The organism is Pseudomonas sp. RC2C2 (genome assembly GCF_018390435.1).
GTDB lineage: Bacteria > Pseudomonadota > Gammaproteobacteria > Pseudomonadales > Pseudomonadaceae > Aquipseudomonas > Aquipseudomonas donghuensis.
The window spans coordinates 2,107,745-2,126,790 of record NZ_JAHBAX010000001.1; the positions used below are offsets into that span (position 1 = coordinate 2,107,745).

The 19,046-nt window shown below is 63.0% G+C and carries 14 protein-coding genes; 7 read left to right on the forward strand and 7 right to left on the reverse strand.

The features are described 5' to 3' along the window. The first annotated feature begins 240 nt into the window (after window positions 1-240). Both KHO53_RS09800 and KHO53_RS09805 read left to right on the forward strand, forming a co-directional pair. The gene (locus tag KHO53_RS09800) at window positions 241-1,734 is read left to right on the forward strand and encodes a YifB family Mg chelatase-like AAA ATPase (protein WP_213570255.1); all 1,494 of its coding nucleotides are present in this window, start codon (window positions 241-243) and stop codon (window positions 1,732-1,734) included. Between the two features lie 55 nt (window positions 1,735-1,789). Then, window positions 1,790-3,220 carry a mechanosensitive ion channel family protein gene (locus KHO53_RS09805; protein ID WP_036994857.1) on the forward strand — a complete coding sequence of 477 codons (1,431 nt, stop codon included), beginning with the start codon at window positions 1,790-1,792 and terminating at the stop codon, window positions 3,218-3,220. A 3-nt stretch (window positions 3,221-3,223) separates the two neighbouring features. Here KHO53_RS09805 and amaA read toward each other — a convergent pair whose 3' ends face one another. Further along, a complete protein-coding gene (gene amaA / locus KHO53_RS09810; RefSeq protein WP_036994855.1) occupies window positions 3,224-4,510 on the reverse strand; it encodes an L-pipecolate oxidase in 1,287 nt (428 codons plus the stop codon). 119 nt (window positions 4,511-4,629) lie between these two features. After that, window positions 4,630-6,120 (reverse strand): L-piperidine-6-carboxylate dehydrogenase, encoded by a 1,491-nt coding sequence (amaB, locus tag KHO53_RS09815; protein ID WP_213570256.1) that lies wholly within the window; start codon window positions 6,118-6,120, stop codon window positions 4,630-4,632. A gap of 135 nt (window positions 6,121-6,255) precedes the next feature. Here amaB and KHO53_RS09820 point away from each other — a divergent pair, with 135 nt between their 5' ends. Beyond that, window positions 6,256-7,152, forward strand: a complete 897-nt coding sequence (locus KHO53_RS09820; protein ID WP_213570257.1) for a LysR family transcriptional regulator — start codon at window positions 6,256-6,258, stop codon at window positions 7,150-7,152. A gap of 95 nt (window positions 7,153-7,247) precedes the next feature. Then, window positions 7,248-8,645 (forward strand): 2-oxoadipate dioxygenase/decarboxylase HglS, encoded by a 1,398-nt coding sequence (gene hglS, locus KHO53_RS09825; protein WP_213570258.1) that lies wholly within the window; start codon window positions 7,248-7,250, stop codon window positions 8,643-8,645. Window positions 8,646-8,651: 6 nt separating this feature from the next. On the opposite strand, the gene KHO53_RS09830 is transcribed toward hglS, so the two are convergent. After that, window positions 8,652-9,596, reverse strand: a complete 945-nt coding sequence (locus tag KHO53_RS09830) for a LysR substrate-binding domain-containing protein (RefSeq protein WP_026001469.1) — start codon at window positions 9,594-9,596, stop codon at window positions 8,652-8,654. Window positions 9,597-9,751: 155 nt separating this feature from the next. Between KHO53_RS09830 and KHO53_RS09835 the strand changes: the two genes are divergently transcribed. Then, window positions 9,752-11,143, forward strand: coding sequence for a NorM family multidrug efflux MATE transporter (locus tag KHO53_RS09835; protein ID WP_213570259.1), 1,392 nt, complete (start codon window positions 9,752-9,754; stop codon window positions 11,141-11,143). Window positions 11,144-11,197: 54 nt separating this feature from the next. Here KHO53_RS09835 and KHO53_RS09840 read toward each other — a convergent pair whose 3' ends face one another. After that, window positions 11,198-12,862, reverse strand: coding sequence for a putative bifunctional diguanylate cyclase/phosphodiesterase (locus KHO53_RS09840; RefSeq protein WP_010225830.1), 1,665 nt, complete (start codon window positions 12,860-12,862; stop codon window positions 11,198-11,200). A 265-nt stretch (window positions 12,863-13,127) separates the two neighbouring features. On the opposite strand from KHO53_RS09840, the gene rep reads away from it, so the two are divergent. Together rep and KHO53_RS09850 are read left to right on the forward strand one after the other, a co-directional pair. Further along, window positions 13,128-15,137 (forward strand): DNA helicase Rep, encoded by a 2,010-nt coding sequence (gene rep, locus KHO53_RS09845; RefSeq protein ID WP_010225832.1) that lies wholly within the window; start codon window positions 13,128-13,130, stop codon window positions 15,135-15,137. 63 nt (window positions 15,138-15,200) lie between these two features. Next, the gene (locus tag KHO53_RS09850) at window positions 15,201-15,773 is read left to right on the forward strand and encodes a xanthine phosphoribosyltransferase (protein WP_010225834.1); all 573 of its coding nucleotides are present in this window, start codon (window positions 15,201-15,203) and stop codon (window positions 15,771-15,773) included. Between the two features lie 90 nt (window positions 15,774-15,863). Here the strand turns inward: KHO53_RS09850 and KHO53_RS09855 are convergent, their stop codons facing one another. From KHO53_RS09855 to KHO53_RS09865, 3 genes are all read right to left on the reverse strand, one after another. After that, on the reverse strand, window positions 15,864-17,777 hold the full coding sequence (locus tag KHO53_RS09855; protein WP_010225836.1) for an acetyl-CoA hydrolase/transferase C-terminal domain-containing protein: 1,914 nt from the start codon (window positions 17,775-17,777) through the stop codon (window positions 15,864-15,866). Window positions 17,778-17,899: 122 nt separating this feature from the next. Beyond that, the gene (locus KHO53_RS09860; RefSeq protein WP_349628488.1) at window positions 17,900-18,322 is read right to left on the reverse strand and encodes a c-type cytochrome; all 423 of its coding nucleotides are present in this window, start codon (window positions 18,320-18,322) and stop codon (window positions 17,900-17,902) included. Between the two features lie 139 nt (window positions 18,323-18,461). Further along, a complete protein-coding gene (locus KHO53_RS09865) occupies window positions 18,462-19,010 on the reverse strand; it encodes a cupin domain-containing protein (protein WP_010225839.1) in 549 nt (182 codons plus the stop codon). Window positions 19,011-19,046 lie beyond the last annotated feature (36 nt).

A 19,046-nucleotide genomic window follows, 5' to 3' on the forward strand; every position in this document is an offset into this window, starting at 1 on the left:
ATGGCGTGGCTGGCTGAGCTGGCCTCATCGCGGGTCAAGTCGAGTCGTCGCACCGCCGCTCCCACAAGGGGGCTGTGTACGCCGGACCTGTGGGAGCTGGCCTTGCCAGCGATCGAGCGCAAAGCGCTCGCAAAAACACGCCGGTAAAAACCTGACTCACTCTTCCCCGCCCCGATCCGCTCCACCCCACTACGCTTGCAGAGCCGCAGGACGCGGCCTCGTCTAGATCATGGAGCGTTCATGTCCCTCGCCCTTGTCCACAGCCGTGCCCAGGTCGGTGTTTCGGCCCCGGCAGTCAGTGTTGAAGCGCATCTGGCCAATGGTTTGCCGGCGCTGACCCTGGTTGGCCTGCCGGAAGCGACCGTGAAGGAAAGCAAGGATCGGGTGCGCAGCGCGATCCTCAATTCCGGCCTGGAATTCCCCGCCCGGCGCATTACTCTCAACCTCGCGCCAGCCGACTTGCCCAAGGATGGCGGACGCTTCGACCTTGCAATTGCCCTGGGGATTCTCGCCGCCAACGGCCAATTCCCGATTGCAGCGCTTGGCGAAGTGGAGTGCCTGGGTGAACTGGCGCTGTCCGGAGCGATCCGCTCGGTTCAAGGCGTATTACCCGCCGCATTGGCCGCACGGGAAGCCGGCCGAGCCCTGGTGGTACCGCAGGAAAATGCCGAGGAAGCCTGCCTGGCATCGGGGCTGGTGGTGTTCGCAGTCAGCCATCTGTTGGAACTGGTCGCCCACTTCAACGGCCAGACCCCGCTCAACCCCTACGCTGCCAACGGCTTGTTGCTGCAGATCCGCCCCTACCCCGACCTCAACGAAGTGCAAGGCCAGCAAGCCGCCAAGCGCGCGCTACTGGTGGCCGCCGCAGGCGCGCACAACCTGCTGTTCAGCGGCCCACCCGGCACCGGCAAGACCCTGCTCGCCAGCCGCCTGCCCGGCCTGCTGCCGCCACTGGATGAACGTGAAGCGCTGGAGGTGGCGGCGATCCAGTCGGTGGCCAGCCACGTGCCGCTGAGCAGTTGGCCGCAGCGGCCGTTTCGTCACCCGCACCATTCGGCCTCAGGTGCTGCGCTGGTCAGCGGTGGCAGCCGACCGCAGCCCGGGGAAATCACCCTGGCCCATCACGGTGTGTTGTTTCTCGATGAGCTACCGGAGTTCGAACGGCGGGTGCTGGAGGTGCTGCGCGAACCCCTGGAATCCGGCGAAATCGTCATCGCCCGGGCCAAGGACAAGATCCGCTTTCCGGCGCGCTTCCAGCTGGTCGCCGCCATGAACCCCTGCCCCTGTGGATATCTTGGCGACCCCACTGGCCGTTGCCGCTGCAGCAGCGAACAGATCCAGCGCTACCGCAACAAACTCTCCGGCCCCTTGCTCGACCGCATCGACCTGCACCTGACCGTCGCCCGCGAAGCCACGGCACTCTCCCCCAACAGCCGCCACGGCGAAAGCAGCGCCACCATTGCCGCGCAAGTCGCCGCCGCCCGCGACATCCAGCAACAACGCCAGGGCTGCGCCAACGCCTTCCTCGACCTGCCCGGCCTGCGCCAGTACTGCGGGTTATCCACAGCCGACCAGACCTGGCTGGAAAGCGCCTGCGAACGCCTGACCCTGTCGCTGCGCGCCGCCCACCGTCTGCTCAAGGTGGCGCGCACTTTGGCTGACCTGGAACAGGTGGAAAGCATTGGCCGCGAGCATCTGGCTGAAGCGCTGCACTATCGCCCCAGCAACCAGTAGTAATTGCCCGCATTCTGCTCTTAACTTGGCAACAGCCCACCGCACCGAGACCGGTATGTTCGCATTCGTCCAGAGTTACCCGCTGTTGCTCGGCATTACCCTGATCGTGTTCGACCTCACGCTCTGGCAACTGATACCCGCCAATCGCCGGCCCTGGCGCATCGGTGCGCGCTTGCTGGCGTTTTCACTGTTCACCTGGGTGCTGATCAGCGCCGGGGTCAGCCCGCTGCAACCTGCGCCCTGGGTCGAGGATGTGCCGCGCAATCTGCTCGCTACGGTGCTGGGAATTGCCTGGTGGCTGTTTGCGGCGCGCACCGCGACGGTGGTGATTGGCTTGGTGCTGGTGGCCCGTAGCGGTCACACCGGGCGCTTGCTGCAGGATGTGCTGGGGGCGGTGATTTTCCTGGTGGCCATTGTCGCCGCAGCGGCCTACGTGCTGCAGCTGCCGGTCAAGGGCCTGCTGGCAACCTCGGGGGTGATGGCGATCGTCATCGGCCTGGCGCTACAGAGCACGCTGAGCGATGTGTTCTCCGGCATTGTGCTGAACACCACCCGCCCCTACCAGATCGGCGACTCGATTAGCATTGACGGCACCGAAGGCAAGGTCATCGAGATCGACTGGCGCGCCACCCGCCTGTTGACCGGCAACGGCAGCATGGCGGTGATTCCCAACTCGGTGGCGGCCAAGGCCAAGCTGCTCAATTTCAGCCAGCCCAGCGATGTACACGGCGTCTCCATCAGCGTCGTGGTGCCGGCCAAGGTGCGCCCGCGACGGGTGCTCGATGCGCTGGAGAAAACCCTGCAGGGCACACGTACTTTACTGACCAGCCCGGCACCGAAAGCCACGATCAAGAGTTCAAGCCTGGAGTCGGTGGAGTACGAGGCCAGCGGTTTTGTCGGCTCCATGAGCCAGAAGACCGAGGTGCGCAACCATATGTTCGACCTCGCCCACCGCCACCTGGAAGCCGCCGGCGTGGTGTGGAACAGCGACACCCAGCAAGGCCAGGTGTGGAACCGCCAGCGCGCCCTGCTCGAAGACGTGCGAATCTTCCGTTCGCTCAGTAACGAGGAAAAAGACAACCTCAGCCAGCGCATGACCGCCGTGGAATACCTGGCCGACCAGGTGATCCTCGGCGTCGGCGACAGCTCGGATTACCTGCTGGTGATTGGCACCGGGGTGGTGTCTGTCGGCATTCGTGATGGCGACAAGCAGCTCGAAGCCGGGCGCATGGGCCCGGGCGAGGTTTTGGGAGTGGAAGGCCTGCTGGAAGCGGAAGATTCCACTGCCGAGTTCCGCACCCTGACCAGCTGCATTCTCTACCGCATCGACAAGGACGAAGTGCGCAGCTGCCTGGAGCAACGCACCGAGGTCAAGACCGCACTGATCAAGTTGCAACGCATCCGCCAGCAAACCCGCCAGTCACTGCTGGAGCAAAAGCCTGCCGCCATCAAGAAAGGCGGTTTTCTCAGCTGGCTGCACAAGTAGCCGTCAGAGCACCACGCGCAAGCATTGCCCGGCGTGATACAGCGAGAAGCCGGTTTCGTAGAAGCCGGTACGCAGCGCTGGTGCCGACACTGGTTTCATTGCCGAGAACGGGATCGGCAAGGCATCCGGGTTGTCACAGAGCAGGTACTGGGCAAAGGCTTTGCCGATCACCGTGCCGGTGGTGTTGCCACGGCCGTTATAGCCGGTGACGGCGACGATACCCGGCGCAGGCTCGAACAGGCGCATCAGATGGTCCGGGGTGAAGTCGATGCAGCCGGTCCAGTGCATTTCCCACTCGACCTTGCCCAGTTGCGGGAAGTAGTGGTTCTGGATGCGGTCGGCCCAGCTGCGGATGAACCAGGCCGGTTTGTTGTCGACCCGCCCAAGGCTGCCGAGCAACAGCCGCCCTTGATCATCGCGACGGATGCTGCTGAGCACCGTGCGCGTATCCCACGAACCCTGGCCGTGCTTGAGCACGTTGTCGGCAGCGGCGCCTTGCAGCGGCACCGACGCGACCTGGTAGTAGTAGCCGCGGAAGAACTGGCGTTGCAGGTTGGTCCAGTCGCCTTCGGTGTAGGCGCCGGTGGAGATCACTACCTTGTCGGCGCTGACCGAACCTTTGGCGGTCTTCACCCGCCAGCTGCTGCCTTCACGCTCAAGACCTTGCACGGCGGACTGCTGGAAGATCTGCCCACCCAGACGCTCGACCGCAGCGGCCAGGCCCTGTGTATAACCCATGGGGTTGATGGTGCCGGCGCGGCGATCAAGCAGCGCGGCGGAAATCTTGTCGGTACCGCAATATTCTTCGCACTTGGCCCCGGTCAGCAGCTCGACATCGGCGCCACGCCGGCTCCATTGCTGGTGACGGGCTTCGAGATCGGCAACGCCGGTGGCGTTGTGGGCCATGTGCAGGGTGCCGGTGTTGTGGGCCTGGCAGTCGATACCCAGACGTTCGATGGTGGCGAACACTTCGCTCGGCGCCTCGCCCAATATCTTGTTCAGGCGGCTGCCTTGCTTCTGGCCAAGGGTCGCTTCAACGTCGTCCGGGCGAATCCAGGTGCCGGCGTTGACCAGGCCGACGTTGCGCCCGGAACCACCGTGGCCGATTTTCCAGGCTTCGAGCAGGATCACCGTCTTGCCCTGTTCGAGCAGGTGGATGGCTGCCGACAGGCCAGTGATACCGCCGCCGATGATGCACACATCGGCCTTGAGCTCGACGTTCAGCACCCGGGATGGCGCGGCGGGCTGGGTGACGTGTTCCCAGAGGCATTGTTGACGCAGTTCTGGCATGGCCGGCTTCCTCTTTTATTCTTGTGCGGTGGTGCCCTTATCGCTGGCAAGCCAGCTCCCACAGGGAGCAGCGGTCCTTGTGGGAGCCGGCCTTGCCGGCGATGGGGCCGACGCAGTCGTCAGTCGAACACAATCCCCTGCGCCAACGGCAGCTCGCGGGAATAGTTCACGGTATTGGTCTGCCGACGCATGTAGGCCTTCCACGAATCCGAACCCGACTCTCGGCCACCGCCGGTTTCCTTCTCGCCACCAAACGCCCCGCCAATCTCCGCACCGCTGGTGCCGATGTTGACGTTGGCAATCCCGCAGTCACTGCCCGCCGCGCTCTGGAAGCGCTCGGCTTCGCGCAGGTCGGTGGTGAAGATGCATGACGACAGACCTTGCGGCACTTCGTTGTTCAGGCGCAGGGCTTCGTCGAATTCGTCGTAGGCCAACACGTAGAGGATCGGTGCGAAGGTTTCATGACGCACCACCGCGCTCTGGCCTGGCATCTCGACGATCGCCGGCGCCACGTAATAGGCATTCGGGTATTGCTCCTGAAGCTGACGCTCACCGCCGAACACCTGGCCGCCTTCATCACGGGCACGGGCCAGGGCGTCCTGCATGCCTTCAAACGAAGCCTTGTCGATCAGCGGACCGACCAGGTTGTCTTTACGCGGGTCGCCGATACGAACCTTGGCATAGGCGGCTTTGACCCGGGCAACCACTTCGTCCTTGATCGAGCGATGGACGATCAGCCGGCGCAAGGTGGTGCAGCGTTGGCCGGCGGTACCGACGGCGCTGAAGAGGATGCCGCGCACGGCCAGGTCGAGGTCGGCACTCGGCGCAAGAATCATCGCGTTGTTGCCGCCCAGCTCAAGGATGCTGCGGCCGAAACGCGCGGCCACCCGCGGGCCGACCTCGCGGCCCATGCGGGTGCTGCCAGTGGCGCTGACCAGCGGCACGCGCGGGTCGTCGACCAGCGCTTCGCCGGCGTCGCGATCACCGATGACCAGTTGGCTCAGGCCTTCTGGCGCCTCGCCGAACGCCTTCAGGGCTTTTTCGAACAGCGCCTGACAGGCCAGCGCGGTCAGTGGGGTTTTCTCCGACGGTTTCCACACCACGGCGTTGCCGCACACCAGCGCCAGGGTGGTGTTCCAGGCCCAGACCGCGACCGGGAAGTTGAAAGCGCTGATCACCCCGACCACACCCAGCGGGTGCCAGGTCTCACGCATGTGGTGGCCCGGGCGCTCGGAGGCGATGGTCAGGCCGTAAAGCTGTCGCGACAGGCCGACGGCGAAGTCGCAGATATCGATCATTTCCTGCACTTCGCCCAGGCCTTCCTGGGTGATCTTGCCGGCTTCGATCGACACCAGTTCACCGAGCTCGGCCTTGTACTTACGCAGCACTTCGCCAAACAGGCGGATCAACTCACCGCGGCGCGGGGCCGGGACGTTGCGCCAGGCCTGGAAGGCTTTTTCGGCCTGATCGATCTTGGCGGTCACCTGGACTTTGCTTTCCAGGTGCACCGAGGCAATCGCGCTGCCATCGATAGGGGTGTGAACGGGATGGTTACCGTGGGTGTAGGCAGCAGCCGGGACACCGAGGCGGTCAAGCAGTCCATCAACCATTTTCTTCTCCTGCATGCGATGAGTGGTTGAAAAAGTGATAGGGATCAGTATTAATCCGATCACTCTGGCGCAACAAACGACCTTTATTCTGCATATCATTCCGCCAGGTAATGATCTACTGGCTTAGAGACCGCTATGTCCAAACGTCTGGTGCCATCGATGGCCGCCCTGCAGTGTTTCGAAGCTGCCGCCCGGCACCTGAGCTTCACCCGCGCCGCCGAAGAGCTGCACCTGACTCAGAGCGCAGTGAGCAAGCAGGTGGCTCAGCTTGAAGAGATGCTCCGCCATCATTTGTTTCTGCGGATCCGCCGGCGCCTGCAACTGACACCAGCAGGCGCGCTGTACCTGGCCGAGGTCAACAAGATTCTCACCCAGGTCGATATGTCCAGCCGCTACATCATGTCCTATGGCGAACAGACCGAAGTACTCAAGGTAGCCACTCAGCCGAGCTTTGGCGTGCGCTGGCTGATTCCGCACCTCAAGGGCTTCGGCAAGCAGCACCCGAACATCCACCTCGACATCCGCAACGAAATGGAACCCTTCGCCCTGTTGCAGGCGACCGCCGACGTAGTGTTCTTCTTTGGCCAGGGCACCTGGCCAGGCGCAACCTGCATCGAGCTGTTTGGTGAGGAAGTGCTGCCGGTGTGTGCGCCAGAGCTGTTGCAGGGGCGCACCCTCAAGGACGCCAGCGAACTGGCCGAACTGGTGCTGCTGCAAAGTACCTCGCGCCCGGAGGCCTGGCATGAGTGGTTCCTGGAGCAAGGCCTGCACTCGGCCCATAGCTATCACGGGCCGCGCTTCGACACCTTCTATATGAGCCTCAGCGCTGCCCAGTCCGGCTGCGGCGTGGCCCTGGTACCGCGTTACCTGGTGGCCCAGGAACTGGCCGAAGGCAAACTGGTAGTACCCTGGCAGCACAGCATGCGCAGCAATGGTGCGCATTTTCTGGCGTTTTCCGAGCATGCGGCAGAGGTGCCAAAGGTGCGCGCCTTGGTTGACTGGATTCGCGGAGAGCTGGCCGGGCAAGATTGATAATTTTTGGAATGACAGATCGACTTTTTTTCGCTTGTGCAGGCACTGCATTCCTCGCTTTCATGTAAGGGTGCCCACTTACCAGGAAGCTTTCGATGCCCGCTCAAGATTTCGTCAGCCCGGACAGCATTCGCGCGCAGTTCTCGGCCGCCATGTCGCTCATGTACAAGCAAGAGGTGCCGCTGTACGGCACGCTGCTGTCGCTGGTGAGCGAAATCAATCAGCAAGTGATGGCCGAGCAGCCCGAGGTTGCCCAGGCCCTGCGCTGGACCGGCGAGATTGAACGCCTCGACCAGGAACGCCACGGCGCCATTCGCGTCGGCACGGCTGAAGAGCTGGCAACCATCGGCCGCCTGTTCGCGGTGATGGGCATGCAGCCAGTGGGTTACTACGACCTCAGCTCGGCCGGCGTGCCGGTGCATTCCACTGCCTTTCGCGCGGTGCACGAGCAATCGCTGCACATCAGCCCGTTCCGGGTCTTCACCTCGCTGCTGCGTCTGGAGCTGATCGACAACCCGGCGCTGCGTGAACTGTCTGGCGAGATTCTCGCCCGGCGGCAGATCTTCACCCCGCGCGCCCTACAGCTGATCGAGCAGTTCGAGCGTGATGGCGGCTTGAATGCCGACGATGCCCATGTTTTTGTCAACGAAGCCCTGCACACCTTCCGTTGGCACCGGGACGCCACCGTGACCGCCGAGCAGTACCAGCAACTGCATGACCAGCACCGCCTGATTGCCGATGTGGTGGCCTTCAAAGGCCCACACATCAACCACCTGACCCCGCGCACCCTGGACATCGATGCCATCCAGCTGGGCATGCCGGCCAAAGGTATTCCGCCCAAAGCCGTGATCGAAGGCCCGCCACCGCGTCGCTGCCCGATCCTTCTGCGTCAGACCAGTTTCAAGGCGCTGCAGGAAAAGGTCGCCTTCACCGATCAGCACGGTGAAGGCAGCGGCAGCCATACCGCGCGCTTTGGCGAGATCGAGCAACGGGGCGCCGCGCTGACGCCGAAGGGTCGCCAGCTGTACGACCAACTGCTCGATAGCGCCCGCGCGGCGCTGGGTGGCGTGCCCGCCGAGGCCAATGCCGCGCACTACATGGGTTTGCTCAGCGACAGCTTCAAGGCCTTCCCGGATGACCTGGCACAGATGCGTGAACAGGACCTGGCGTACTTCCGCTACTTCCCCACCGAGCGTGGCCTGGCGGCGCACGGGGATACTCAGCGGCCAAGTTCATTGCAAGATTTGATCGACGCCGGGCATATCCACTTTGAAGCCCTGGTGTACGAGGATTTTCTGCCGGTCAGTGCGGCTGGGATTTTCCAGTCCAACCTGGGCGATGATGCGCAGAGCGAGTACGGCAGCAATGCCAACCGCGATGCCTTCGAGCAGGCGCTGGGCAAGCCGGTGCAGGATGAGTTGGCGTTGTATGCCGAAAGCCAGCGGCGGTCGTTGCAGGCGTGTGCGCAGGCGTTGGGGCTTCCTGCGCTTTAAGCCCCTTTATACCGAGGTGATCGCAGCTGTTGCCGGCAGAATTTCCACTTTTGGCAAATCCATGGCATCGGCCTCGCCTTGCAGAAAGTCGCTCAAGCGCCGCAAGCGCTCGCCACCCGGACGGGTTTTCGGCCAGACCAGGTAGTAGTCCAGCCCGCTGGCAACCGCCGTCGGCCAGGGCAGGCTGAGCCGGCCCTGAGCGACGTCCTCGGCGACCATCAGCAAGTCGCCCATGGACACGCCATAGCCCCGGGCGGCGGCGATCATGCCCAGCTCCAAGGTGTCGAACACCTGGCCACCCTTGAGCGAGACCTTGTCGGTGAGGTCCATGCGCGCCAGCCAACTGCGCCAGTCGCGCTTGTCGGGGGTCGGGTGAAGCAACTCGATGCCCGCCAGGCGCCGCTCGTCCCAGGGCCCTTCCTTGAGCAGTTCCGGTGCCCCGACCGGGATTAGCAGCTCGGAAAACAGCCGCTTGACCTCCCAGTCCGGCGCAAAGTGCCCATCACTGAGCAACACCGCGCAGTCGAAAGGCTCGTGATTGAAATCGACATGATCGACATCCATCCAGGCACTGGTCAGTTGCACTTCGTTGCCCGGCTGCAAGTGACGAAAGCGGCTGAGGCGCGCCAGCAGCCAGCGCATGGTCAGGGTCGAGGGCGCTTTCATGCGCAAAATATCGTCTTCGCTGCGCAGGGTGCTACAGGCACGCTCCAGCGCCGCAAAGCCTTCGCGCACCCCTGGCAACAGCAAGCGCGCCGCTTCGCTGAGCTGCAGGCTGCGGCCATTGCGCACGAACAAACGACAGGCAAAGTGCTCCTCAAGCGTGCGGATATGGCGGCTGACCGCACTCTGGGTTATCGATAACTCATCTGCGGCGCGGGTAAACGAACTGTGCCGGGCCGCCGCTTCGAAAGCCCGCAGTGCGTATAGAGGCGGTAAACGACGAGACATGACGGCGGGCTCCGGGTTATCCACAAGCAATCGTCAGGATCATACTCCCATGAGTTTTAATCATGCCAACCATCGCTATTATCCTTTTGTGGATAACCGTACAAAGGCTCAGACTTTCACGCTTTGAATCTATCGCGTAAGAAAAGGACGACTCCATGCAGGCTGCGCCTACCCATGAACTCAAGGCTTTGCTGCGCCTGGCCGGGCCGCTGATCGCCTCGCAGTTGGCGCACATGCTGATGGTACTCACCGACACCCTGATGATGGCCCGCATCAGCCCGCAGGCACTGGCCGGCGGCGGCCTGGGTGCGGCGAGCTATTCGTTCGTGTCGATCTTTTGCCTGGGCGTGATCGCCGCGGTCGGTACCCTGGTGGCGATTCGCAAGGGTGCCGGTGATATCGTCGGCGCCACCCGCCTGACCCAGGCCGGGTTGTGGCTGGCCTGGGTCATGGCCCTGGTGACAGCGCTGGCGCTATGGAACCTGGAGCCAGTGCTGCTACTGCTGGGCCAGAGCCCGAACAATGTCGAGGCTGCCGCGCAGTTCCTGCTGTTGCTGCCTTTCGCCCTGCCCGGCTACCTGAGCTTCATGGCCTTGCGCGGTTTTACCAGCGCCATTGGCCGCTCGACGCCGGTAATGGTGATCAGCCTGATCGGCACAGTGGCCAACTTCCTGCTCAACTACGCGTTGATCGAGGGCATGTTCGGCCTGCCGAAACTGGGCCTGGTGGGCATCGGCCTGGTGACCGCCATCGTTGCCAACTGCATGGCCGTGGCCATGGCCCTGTACATCCGCTGGCACCCGGCCTATGCGCCCTACCCGATTAGCCAGGGCCTGAGCCGCCCTTCGTGGCCGGCCTTGCGCGAGTTGTGGCGCCTGGGCTTGCCGATTGGCGGCACCTACACCGTAGAAGTGGGCCTGTTCGCCTTCGCCGCGCTGTGCATGGGCGTACTCGGCAGCACCGAACTGGCCGCACACCAGGTCGCCCTGCAGATCGTCTCTACCGCATTCATGATCCCGGCAGGCTTGTCGTACGCCGTGACCATGCGTGTAGGGCTCTATTACGGTGCCGATAACCTTCTCGGTGCTCGCCATGCCGGCCGCGTCGGGATCGGTTTTGGCGCGGCGATGATGCTGATGTTCGCCATCCTCTTCTGGCTGCTGCCGGATCCGCTGGTGGGGCTGTTCCTCGACCACGATGACCCGGCCTTTGCCGCGATCATCCAGTTGGCCGTAAGCCTGCTGATGGTCGCCGCCTGGTTCGAGCTGTTCGATGGCGTGCAAACCATTGCCATGGGTTCGATCCGCGGGCTCAAGGACGCCAAGACCACCTTCCTGGTCGGGCTGTTCTGCTACTGGGTGATTGGTGCGCCGGCCGCCTGGCTGCTGGCGTTCACCCTTGGCCTGGGTGCGGTGGGCGTGTGGTGGGGGCTGGCGCTGGGCCTGGCGTGTGCAGCGGTGAGCCTGACCCTGGCCTTCGAATGGCGGGTGAAGCGCTTGCTGGGCAGTTCGGGTGGGGTGAACAAGGCGACTGCTTCGGTGGTTTGAGGCCCCTGTGGGAGCTGGCCTTGCCAGCGATGGGCTGCACAGCAGCCCCAGCCTCTAGAGAGCTACCGACTGCTGCGCCGGCCCGTGCAGCAAATACGCCATCAACTCATCGATCGGTAACGGCCGGCTGATCAGAAACCCCTGCACCTGGTCGCAATCAAAGCTGCGCAACAGGCCCATTTGCTCAGGGGTTTCCACACCTTCAGCGACCACCTCCAGATTGAGGTTGTGCGCCAGGTTGATCATCGCGTGCACCAGCTTGCGGTTCTCTTCGCGCTGCTCCATGCCGCCGACAAAGCTGCGATCGACCTTGAGCAAGGTGATCGGCAGGCTGTTGAGGTGCACGAACGACGAAAAGCCGGTACCGAAGTCATCCAGGGAAAAGCGCACACCCAGGCGCCCGAGGGCATCCATGGTCTGCTTGACCAGGTCATTGCGGCGCATCACCGCGGTTTCGGTCAGCTCGAACTCCAGCCAGCGGGCATCGACACCATGCTCGATGATCAGCCGGCTCAGGGTCGCCAACAACTGGCTGTCCTGAAACTGGCGAAACGACAGGTTCACCGCCATGTGCAGCGGCGCCAGGCCTCGCTCGCGCAGCGCCTGCATGTCGCGCAGGGCGCGGGAAATCACCCAGTAGCCCAGGGGCACGATCAACCCGCTCTGCTCGGCCAGCGGCACGAACTCGCTGGGCGGCAGCAGCCCGCGCTCAGCATGGCGCCAGCGCACCAGGGCTTCGAGGCCGACGATGCGCCCGTCGGCCAGGTTCAGCCGCGGCTGGTAGTGCAGCTCCAGCTCGTCGCGACGCAGCGCCCGGCGCAGTTCGCTTTCCAGGTCGGCAAGGCTGCGGGCGTTGCGGTTGATGCGTTCGTTAAAGACGTGAAAGGTACAGCCCTGGGTACTCTTGGCCTGCTGCATGGCAATGTGCGCATGCCACATCAGCGGGTCGGCGCCGCCCTGGGCGCGGGCGTGGGCGACACCCAGGCTGCAGCCGAGCAGCAGGCTTTCGCCATCGATCCAGTAGGGTTCGGCCAGGGCTTCGGTAATGCGCTCGGCCATCCACTCGGCGCGTTGTGGCTCGCGGCGGGTATCGATCAACAGGGCGAACTCGTCGCTGCCCAGGCGTGCGACCTGGTCACCGGCTTCCAGCTGGCTTTTCAGCCGACCCACCACTTGCAGGATCAGCCGGTCGCCGGCCTGGTGGCCGAGGGCATCGTTGGCATGGCGAAAGTTGTCGAGGTCCAGGTGACCGAGGGCAACGCCGCGCCCGTCATTGTCGGCCAGGCGCGCCGCCAGCAGGGTCTGGAAGCCCTGGCGGTTGGCGATGCCGGTCAGCGGGTCCTGTTCGGCCAGGCGCTGCAGGGTCGCTTCCAGCACGCCGCGTTCGCGGACGTGGCGCAGGCTGCGGCGCAGGATATTGCTGGTCAGTTGGTCACGGATCAGCCAGTCACTGACCCCCGGCGGCGGCACCTGCGGCTCGTGCTCGAGCAGCAGAACCATTGGCAATATGCAGCGCCCGGGCGCCGGTTGCAGTGGCGGAGTCGCCAGGACCAGCGCATTGCGGTCATTGGCAAACAGGCTGTCGACCGCCTCCCAGTTCGGAGCGGTCAGCAGTACCGCCTGGCCCGCCATCGGCAGCAGACACTCGCGCAAGACAGTGGCCCATTCCGGCTCATCGGCCAGCAGGAGCAAACGCAAGGGTTCGACGGGCGTAGACAAGCTGGCTCCTTAGGACGTAGACACAGTCAAATGACGATGGGCAGCGAGAATGCGTATCCTAAACCATTAATGAAAATGATTTTCACTTAAAGTCATGCCATTCCATTGCCGACATCCCGCAGGTTTCGCCACGCATCCTGCGGGAAAGTATCAAATGCGGCAAATTTAGATCGCGTGGTACGTCACACTGTCAGACGGTCGCGGCAGAAACTTTCTACCCCTGCTAAAATGCCCGGCTATTTTTCTAGCGTCCCCGGTTTTCGTCATGTCCCGACTCAACCCTCGGCAACAAGAAGCCGTGAACTACGTCGGCGGCCCTCTTTTGGTGCTCGCCGGTGCTGGCTCCGGCAAAACCAGCGTGATCACCCGCAAGATCGCGCACCTGATCCAGAACTGCGGCATCCGCGCCCAGTACATCGTGGCCATGACCTTCACCAACAAGGCCGCGCGGGAGATGAAAGAGCGGGTCGGCACCCTGCTGCGCAAGGGCGAAGGCCGCGGCCTGACCGTATCGACCTTCCACAACCTGGGCCTGAACATCATCCGCAAGGAGCATGAACGGCTGGGCTTCAAACCGGGCTTCTCGATCTTCGACGAGACCGACGTCAAAGCCCTGATGACCGACATCATGCAGAAGGAATACTCGGGCGACGACGGCGTCGACGAGATCAAGAACATGATCGGCGCCTGGAAAAACGACCTGATCCTGCCACCCGAGGCCCTGGAAAAGGCCCGCAACCCCAAGGAGCAGACCGCCGCAGTGGTCTATGCGCATTACCAGCGCACCTTGCGGGCGTTCAACGCGGTGGACTTCGACGACCTGATCCTGCTGCCGGTCAAGCTGTTCCAGGACAACCCCGACGTCCTGGAGAAGTGGCAGAACAAGGTGCGTTACCTGCTGGTCGACGAATACCAGGACACCAACGCCAGCCAGTACCTGCTGGTGAAAATGCTGATCGGTACGCGCAACCAGTTCACCGTGGTCGGCGACGACGACCAGTCGATCTACGCCTGGCGCGGCGCGCGGCCCGAGAACCTGATGTTGCTCAAGGACGACTACCCTTCGCTGAAGGTGGTGATGCTCGAGCAGAACTACCGCTCCACCAGCCGTATCCTGCGCTGCGCCAACGTATTGATCTCGAACAATCCGCACGCCTTCGAAAAGCAGCTGTGGAGCGAGATGGGCCATGGCGACGAAATCCGCGTGATTCGCTGCAAAAACGAGGAAGCCGAGGCCGAACGGGTGGCCATGGAGATCCTCAGCCTGCACCTGCGCACCGACCGGCCCTACAGCGACTTCGCCATTCTTTACCGGGGCAACTACCAGGCCAAGCTGATCGAGCTGAAGCTGCAGCACCACCAGGTGCCGTATCGTCTGTCAGGCGGCAATAGCTTCTTCGGACGCCAGGAAGTCAAAGACCTGATGGCCTACTTCCGCTTGCTGGTAAACCCGGACGACGACAACGCCTACCTGCGGGTGATCAACGTACCGCGCCGGGAAATCGGCTCGACCACCCTGGAAAAGCTCGGCAACTACGCCACCGAACGCAAGGTCTCGATGTACGCCGCCAGCGAGGAGCTGGGCCTCGGCGAGCACCTGGACAGCCGCTACACCGACCGCTTGCAGCGCTTCAAGCGCTGGATGGACAAGGTCCGCGAGCAGGTCGCGCTGGAAGACCCGATCGCTGCCCTGCGCAGCATGATCATGGACATCGACTACGAGAACTGGATTCGCACCAACAGCTCCAGCGACAAGGCTGCGGATTTTCGCATGAGCAACGTCTGGTTCCTGATCGAGGCGTTGAAAAACACCCTCGAGAAAGACGAAGACGGTGGCATGACCATCGAAGAAGCCATCGGCAAGCTGGTACTGCGCGACATGCTCGAGCGCCAGCAGGAAGAGGAAGACGGCGCCGAAGGTGTGCAGATGATGACCCTGCACGCCTCCAAGGGCCTGGAATTCCCCTACGTGTTCATCATGGGCATGGAGGAGGAAATCCTCCCCCACCGTTCCAGTATCGAAGCCGACACCATTGAAGAAGAACGGCGCCTGGCCTACGTCGGGATTACCCGCGCCCGTCAGACCCTGGCCTTCACCTTTGCCGCCAAGCGCAAGCAATACGGTGAGATCATCGATTGTTCGCCGAGCCGCTTCCTGGACGAGCTGCCCGACGACGACCTGGCCTGGGAGGGCCTGGACGACGCGCCGACCGAAGTGAAGGCCGCTCGCGGCAACAATGCACTGGCCGATATCCGTGCCATGCTCAAACGTTAGATAATCAACCTTTGCTGCGGCGTATTGCCGTGGCCACTCTTGCTACATCGAGGAAATACCACAGTGGAAGCACTGCACCAGAAGATTCGCGAAGAAGGCATCGTGCTTTCCGATCAGGTTCTCAAAGTCGATGCGTTTCTCAACCATCAGATCGACCCTGCGCTGATGCAACTGATTGGCGACGAGTTCGCCCGTCTGTTCGCCGATTCGGGTATCACCAAGATCGTCACCATCGAAGCCTCGGGCATTGCCCCGGCGGTGATGACCGGCCTGAAGCTGGGCGTTCCGGTGATTTTCGCGCGCAAGCACCAGTCGCTGACCCTGACCGAAAACCTGCTGGTGGCTTCGGTGTATTCCTTCACCAAGCAGACTGAAAACACCGTGGCGATCTCCCCGCGCCACCTCAACAGCAGCGACCGCGTGCTGGTGATCGACGACTTCCTGGCCAACGGCAAAGCCTCCCAGGCGCTGATCTCGATCATCAAGCAAGCCGGTGCCACCGTTGCCGGCTTGGGTATCGTCATCGAGAAGTCGTTCCAGGGCGGCCGCGCCGAACTGGACAGCCAGGGCTACCGCGTTGAATCGCTGGCTCGGGTGAAGTCGCTGGAAGGTGGCGTGGTTACTTTCATCGAGTAATTTGCGCTGGCCTCATCGCTGGCAAGCCAGCTCCCACAGGTACTGCATACCGCGGACCTTGTGGGAGCTGGCTTGCCAGCGATAGCGTCCTCAACGGAACGCTGTTGCCTGCAACCCCGCCAGCAACAAGCGCTGATACAAGTCCTCCTTCAGCCCCTGCGGCTGCGCCAACCCCATCCGTGCCAACTGCGCAGGAAACGCCTCGGGTGCCGGTGCATCCAGCGCCGCCTTGCCCAGCTCCAGCACCTCGCTCAGCTTGAACTTGCTCTTGAGCCAGTTCAGCGCACGCAATAAATCACGCTCTTCAGCGGTGAAGTCACTGCCCAGCGGATACTCGGGGAACAACCGTGGGTGCCTTTCGCGCAGTGCCTGCAAACGCTGCGGGGTGTTCTCGGTGAAGCGCTGATCAAGGTGGAAATCCTTCGGCAACTTGCCGGCCTGCTGGGCTCGCTCGATCAGCTCGGGCTGGAAGCGTGAGTCCGTGATCGCCAGCAACCGGGCAATCACCTCGGCATCAGTCTGCCCACGCAGATCGGCAATACCGTACTCGGTAACGACGATATCGCGCAGGTGCCGGGGGATGGTGCAGTGACCGTACTCCCAGACCAGGTTGGAGCTAACCTCGCCGCCCGCCTCGCGCCAGCTGCGCAGCAGCAGGATCGAGCGCGCGCCTTCGAGTGCATGGCCCTGGGCGACAAAGTTGTACTGCCCGCCCACCCCGCTGAGTACCCGGCCATCTTCCAACTGATCGGCCACCCCGGCGCCCATCAAGGTCATGGTGAACACCGTGTTGATAAAGCGTGCATCCCGGCGCTGCAGACGCTTGAGCGACTCCTGGCCATACAGCTCGTTGATGTAGCTGATGGCGCTCATGGCAAAGCGTTTGCGCAGGCTTAGCGGCATTTCCCGCAAGCGCTGGTAAAACGCCTGAGGGCCAAGAAAGAAGCCGCCATGCACCAGTACCCCCTGGTCATCCAGCTCGCCGTTGTTGGCCGCCTGCTGGCGCGCCTCGTCAGGGTAGACCGGACGGCGGATGATCCCGGCTTCGACCAGTGCCAGCAAGCCGTTGACGAACATTTCGCTACAGCCATACAGGCCGCGGGCGAAGGGCTGGATGCCACCTTCACGCTCGACCAGGGTTTGCCAAGGCGTCAGGTCAAGCTCAGCCAGCAACGCCTGGTAAGCCTCACTGTCCGCCTGACGCGCCAGCAGCCCGGCGGTCAGCGCATCACCCATGGCACCGATGCCGATCTGCAGGGTGCCGCCATCGCGCACCAACGTGCTGGCATGCAGGCCGATGAAATGGTCTTGAGTGGTGACCGGCATGTTCGGCGTGGAAAACAACCGGGTGCATTCCGGGCTGTCGATCAGCAGGTCGAAATCGTCCCTGGGCAGCTCCGAAGCGCCCGGCATGTACGGCAGTTGCGCATGCACCTGGCCGAGCAACAGGATGGTCTCACCGGCTGCCCGGCGGCGGGCGATCATCGGCAGCAGGTCAAGGGTGATGTCCGGGTTGCAGCTCAAGCTCAATTGCCCGGGATGCGCCGGGTCTTCGGCAACCAGTTGCGCCACCAGGTTCAAGCCCTTGGCGTTGATATCGCGGGCGGCATGGCTGTAGTTGCTGCTGACGTAGTCCTGCTGGGCCATGGCGCTGTGCAGCAAGCTGCCCGGCTGCAGGAAGAACTGCTCGACACGGATGTTTGCCGGCAACTGGTCGCGGCGCAGGTCGTGCAGGTAGTCCAGTTCGAGGTAGTCGGCGAACACCCGCTCGATGAAGGGTTCAAGGAAGCGCCGCTGCAAGCCGTCGCCCAGGTCCGGGCGGCCCAGGCTCAAGGCGGTGTAGATAGTCAGTTGCCGCTCGGGCAACTGGCGAACGCGCGCATACAGGGCATTGACGAAGCGGTTGGGCTTGCCCAGCCCCAGCGGCAGGCCCATGTGAATGTGCGCGGGCAGGCGCGCCAGCACCTGGTCTACGGCATCGTCGATCGAACAGCGGTGCGCCATCTCGGCCTCCTGCGGCATTCCTTGACCACGTTGGAGCGAGCATGCCGCCAGATTGCTGCGCTGACCAGCGCTAAAAAGCACAAAGCCCGCACGTGGCGGGCTTTGTTGGGCAAGCGCTGGGCTTACAGGCCGGACATCTTCTTGATGGCGCCCTTGAGGTCGTCATCCGAGCAATCGGCGCAGGTGCCTTTCGGCGGCATGGCGTTGATACCGGTAATGGCCTTGGCAAGGATGCCGTCCAGACCGCCCTGGTGGTCGGAGCGCGCTTTCCAGGCAGCGGTGTCGCCGATTTTCGGCGCGCCAAGCAGGCCACTGCCGTGGCAAGCGTTGCAGTGCTTGGCGATGATTTCATCCGGGGTCTTGGCACCGCCGCCGCCAGCAGCCGCTGCGACTTCCATACCCTTGCATTCCTGACCCTGTACACACACCTGGCCGACCGGTTCCAGTCGCTTGGCGATGTCGTCGCTGGTCGCAGCTTGTGCGCTGACTGCCCAAAGGGCCAATACGGCAGCTGGTACGGCCAGCATTTTCTTGATTAGATTCACGCGTACACCCTCATGGTGGCTAGTCACGCCTGCGGCCACGGTTTCGCAGGCGGCGCAAGTATAACGGGAACCCTGCCTCACCGAAACAACCCTAGTGTCCAAAGGGTCTTAGCCGCGACAATCCGCCGCGCAGTACCCGCTAGAAGTTGGCCGGAGTCGCCGCGCTGATAAGCCGGGCCGGCTCATCGTAAGGATTGCGGAAACGGTGCGGCTTGGTACTTTCAAAATAGTAGCTGTCGCCCGCTTCGAGGATGAAAGTTTCCAGGCCCACCACCAGTTCAAGGCGGCCTTCGAGGAGGATGCCGGTCTCTTCGCCATCATGGGTGAGCATTTCTTCGCCGGTATCGGCACCCGGCGGGTAGACCTCGTTGAGAAAGGCAATGGCCCGACTCGGGTGCGCCTTGCCGACCAGTTTCATGGTCACCGCACCGTCCGAAATGTCGATCAGCTCGTGGGCTTTATAGACGATCTGGGTAGGGTTTTCCGGTTGCAGCTCTTCGGAAAAGAACTCGACCATCGACATCGGAATACCGCTCAGCACCTTGCGCAGCGAGCTGATGGAGGGGCTGACGCTGTTCTTCTCGATCATCGAGATGGTGCTGTTGGTGACGCCCGCACGTTTGGCGAGTTCACGCTGTGACAGGCCCTTGAGCTTGCGAATGGCTTGCAGTCGTTCACCGACGTCCAATGCTGGAGCCCTCCTAAACGAACGAGTGGGGTCGAA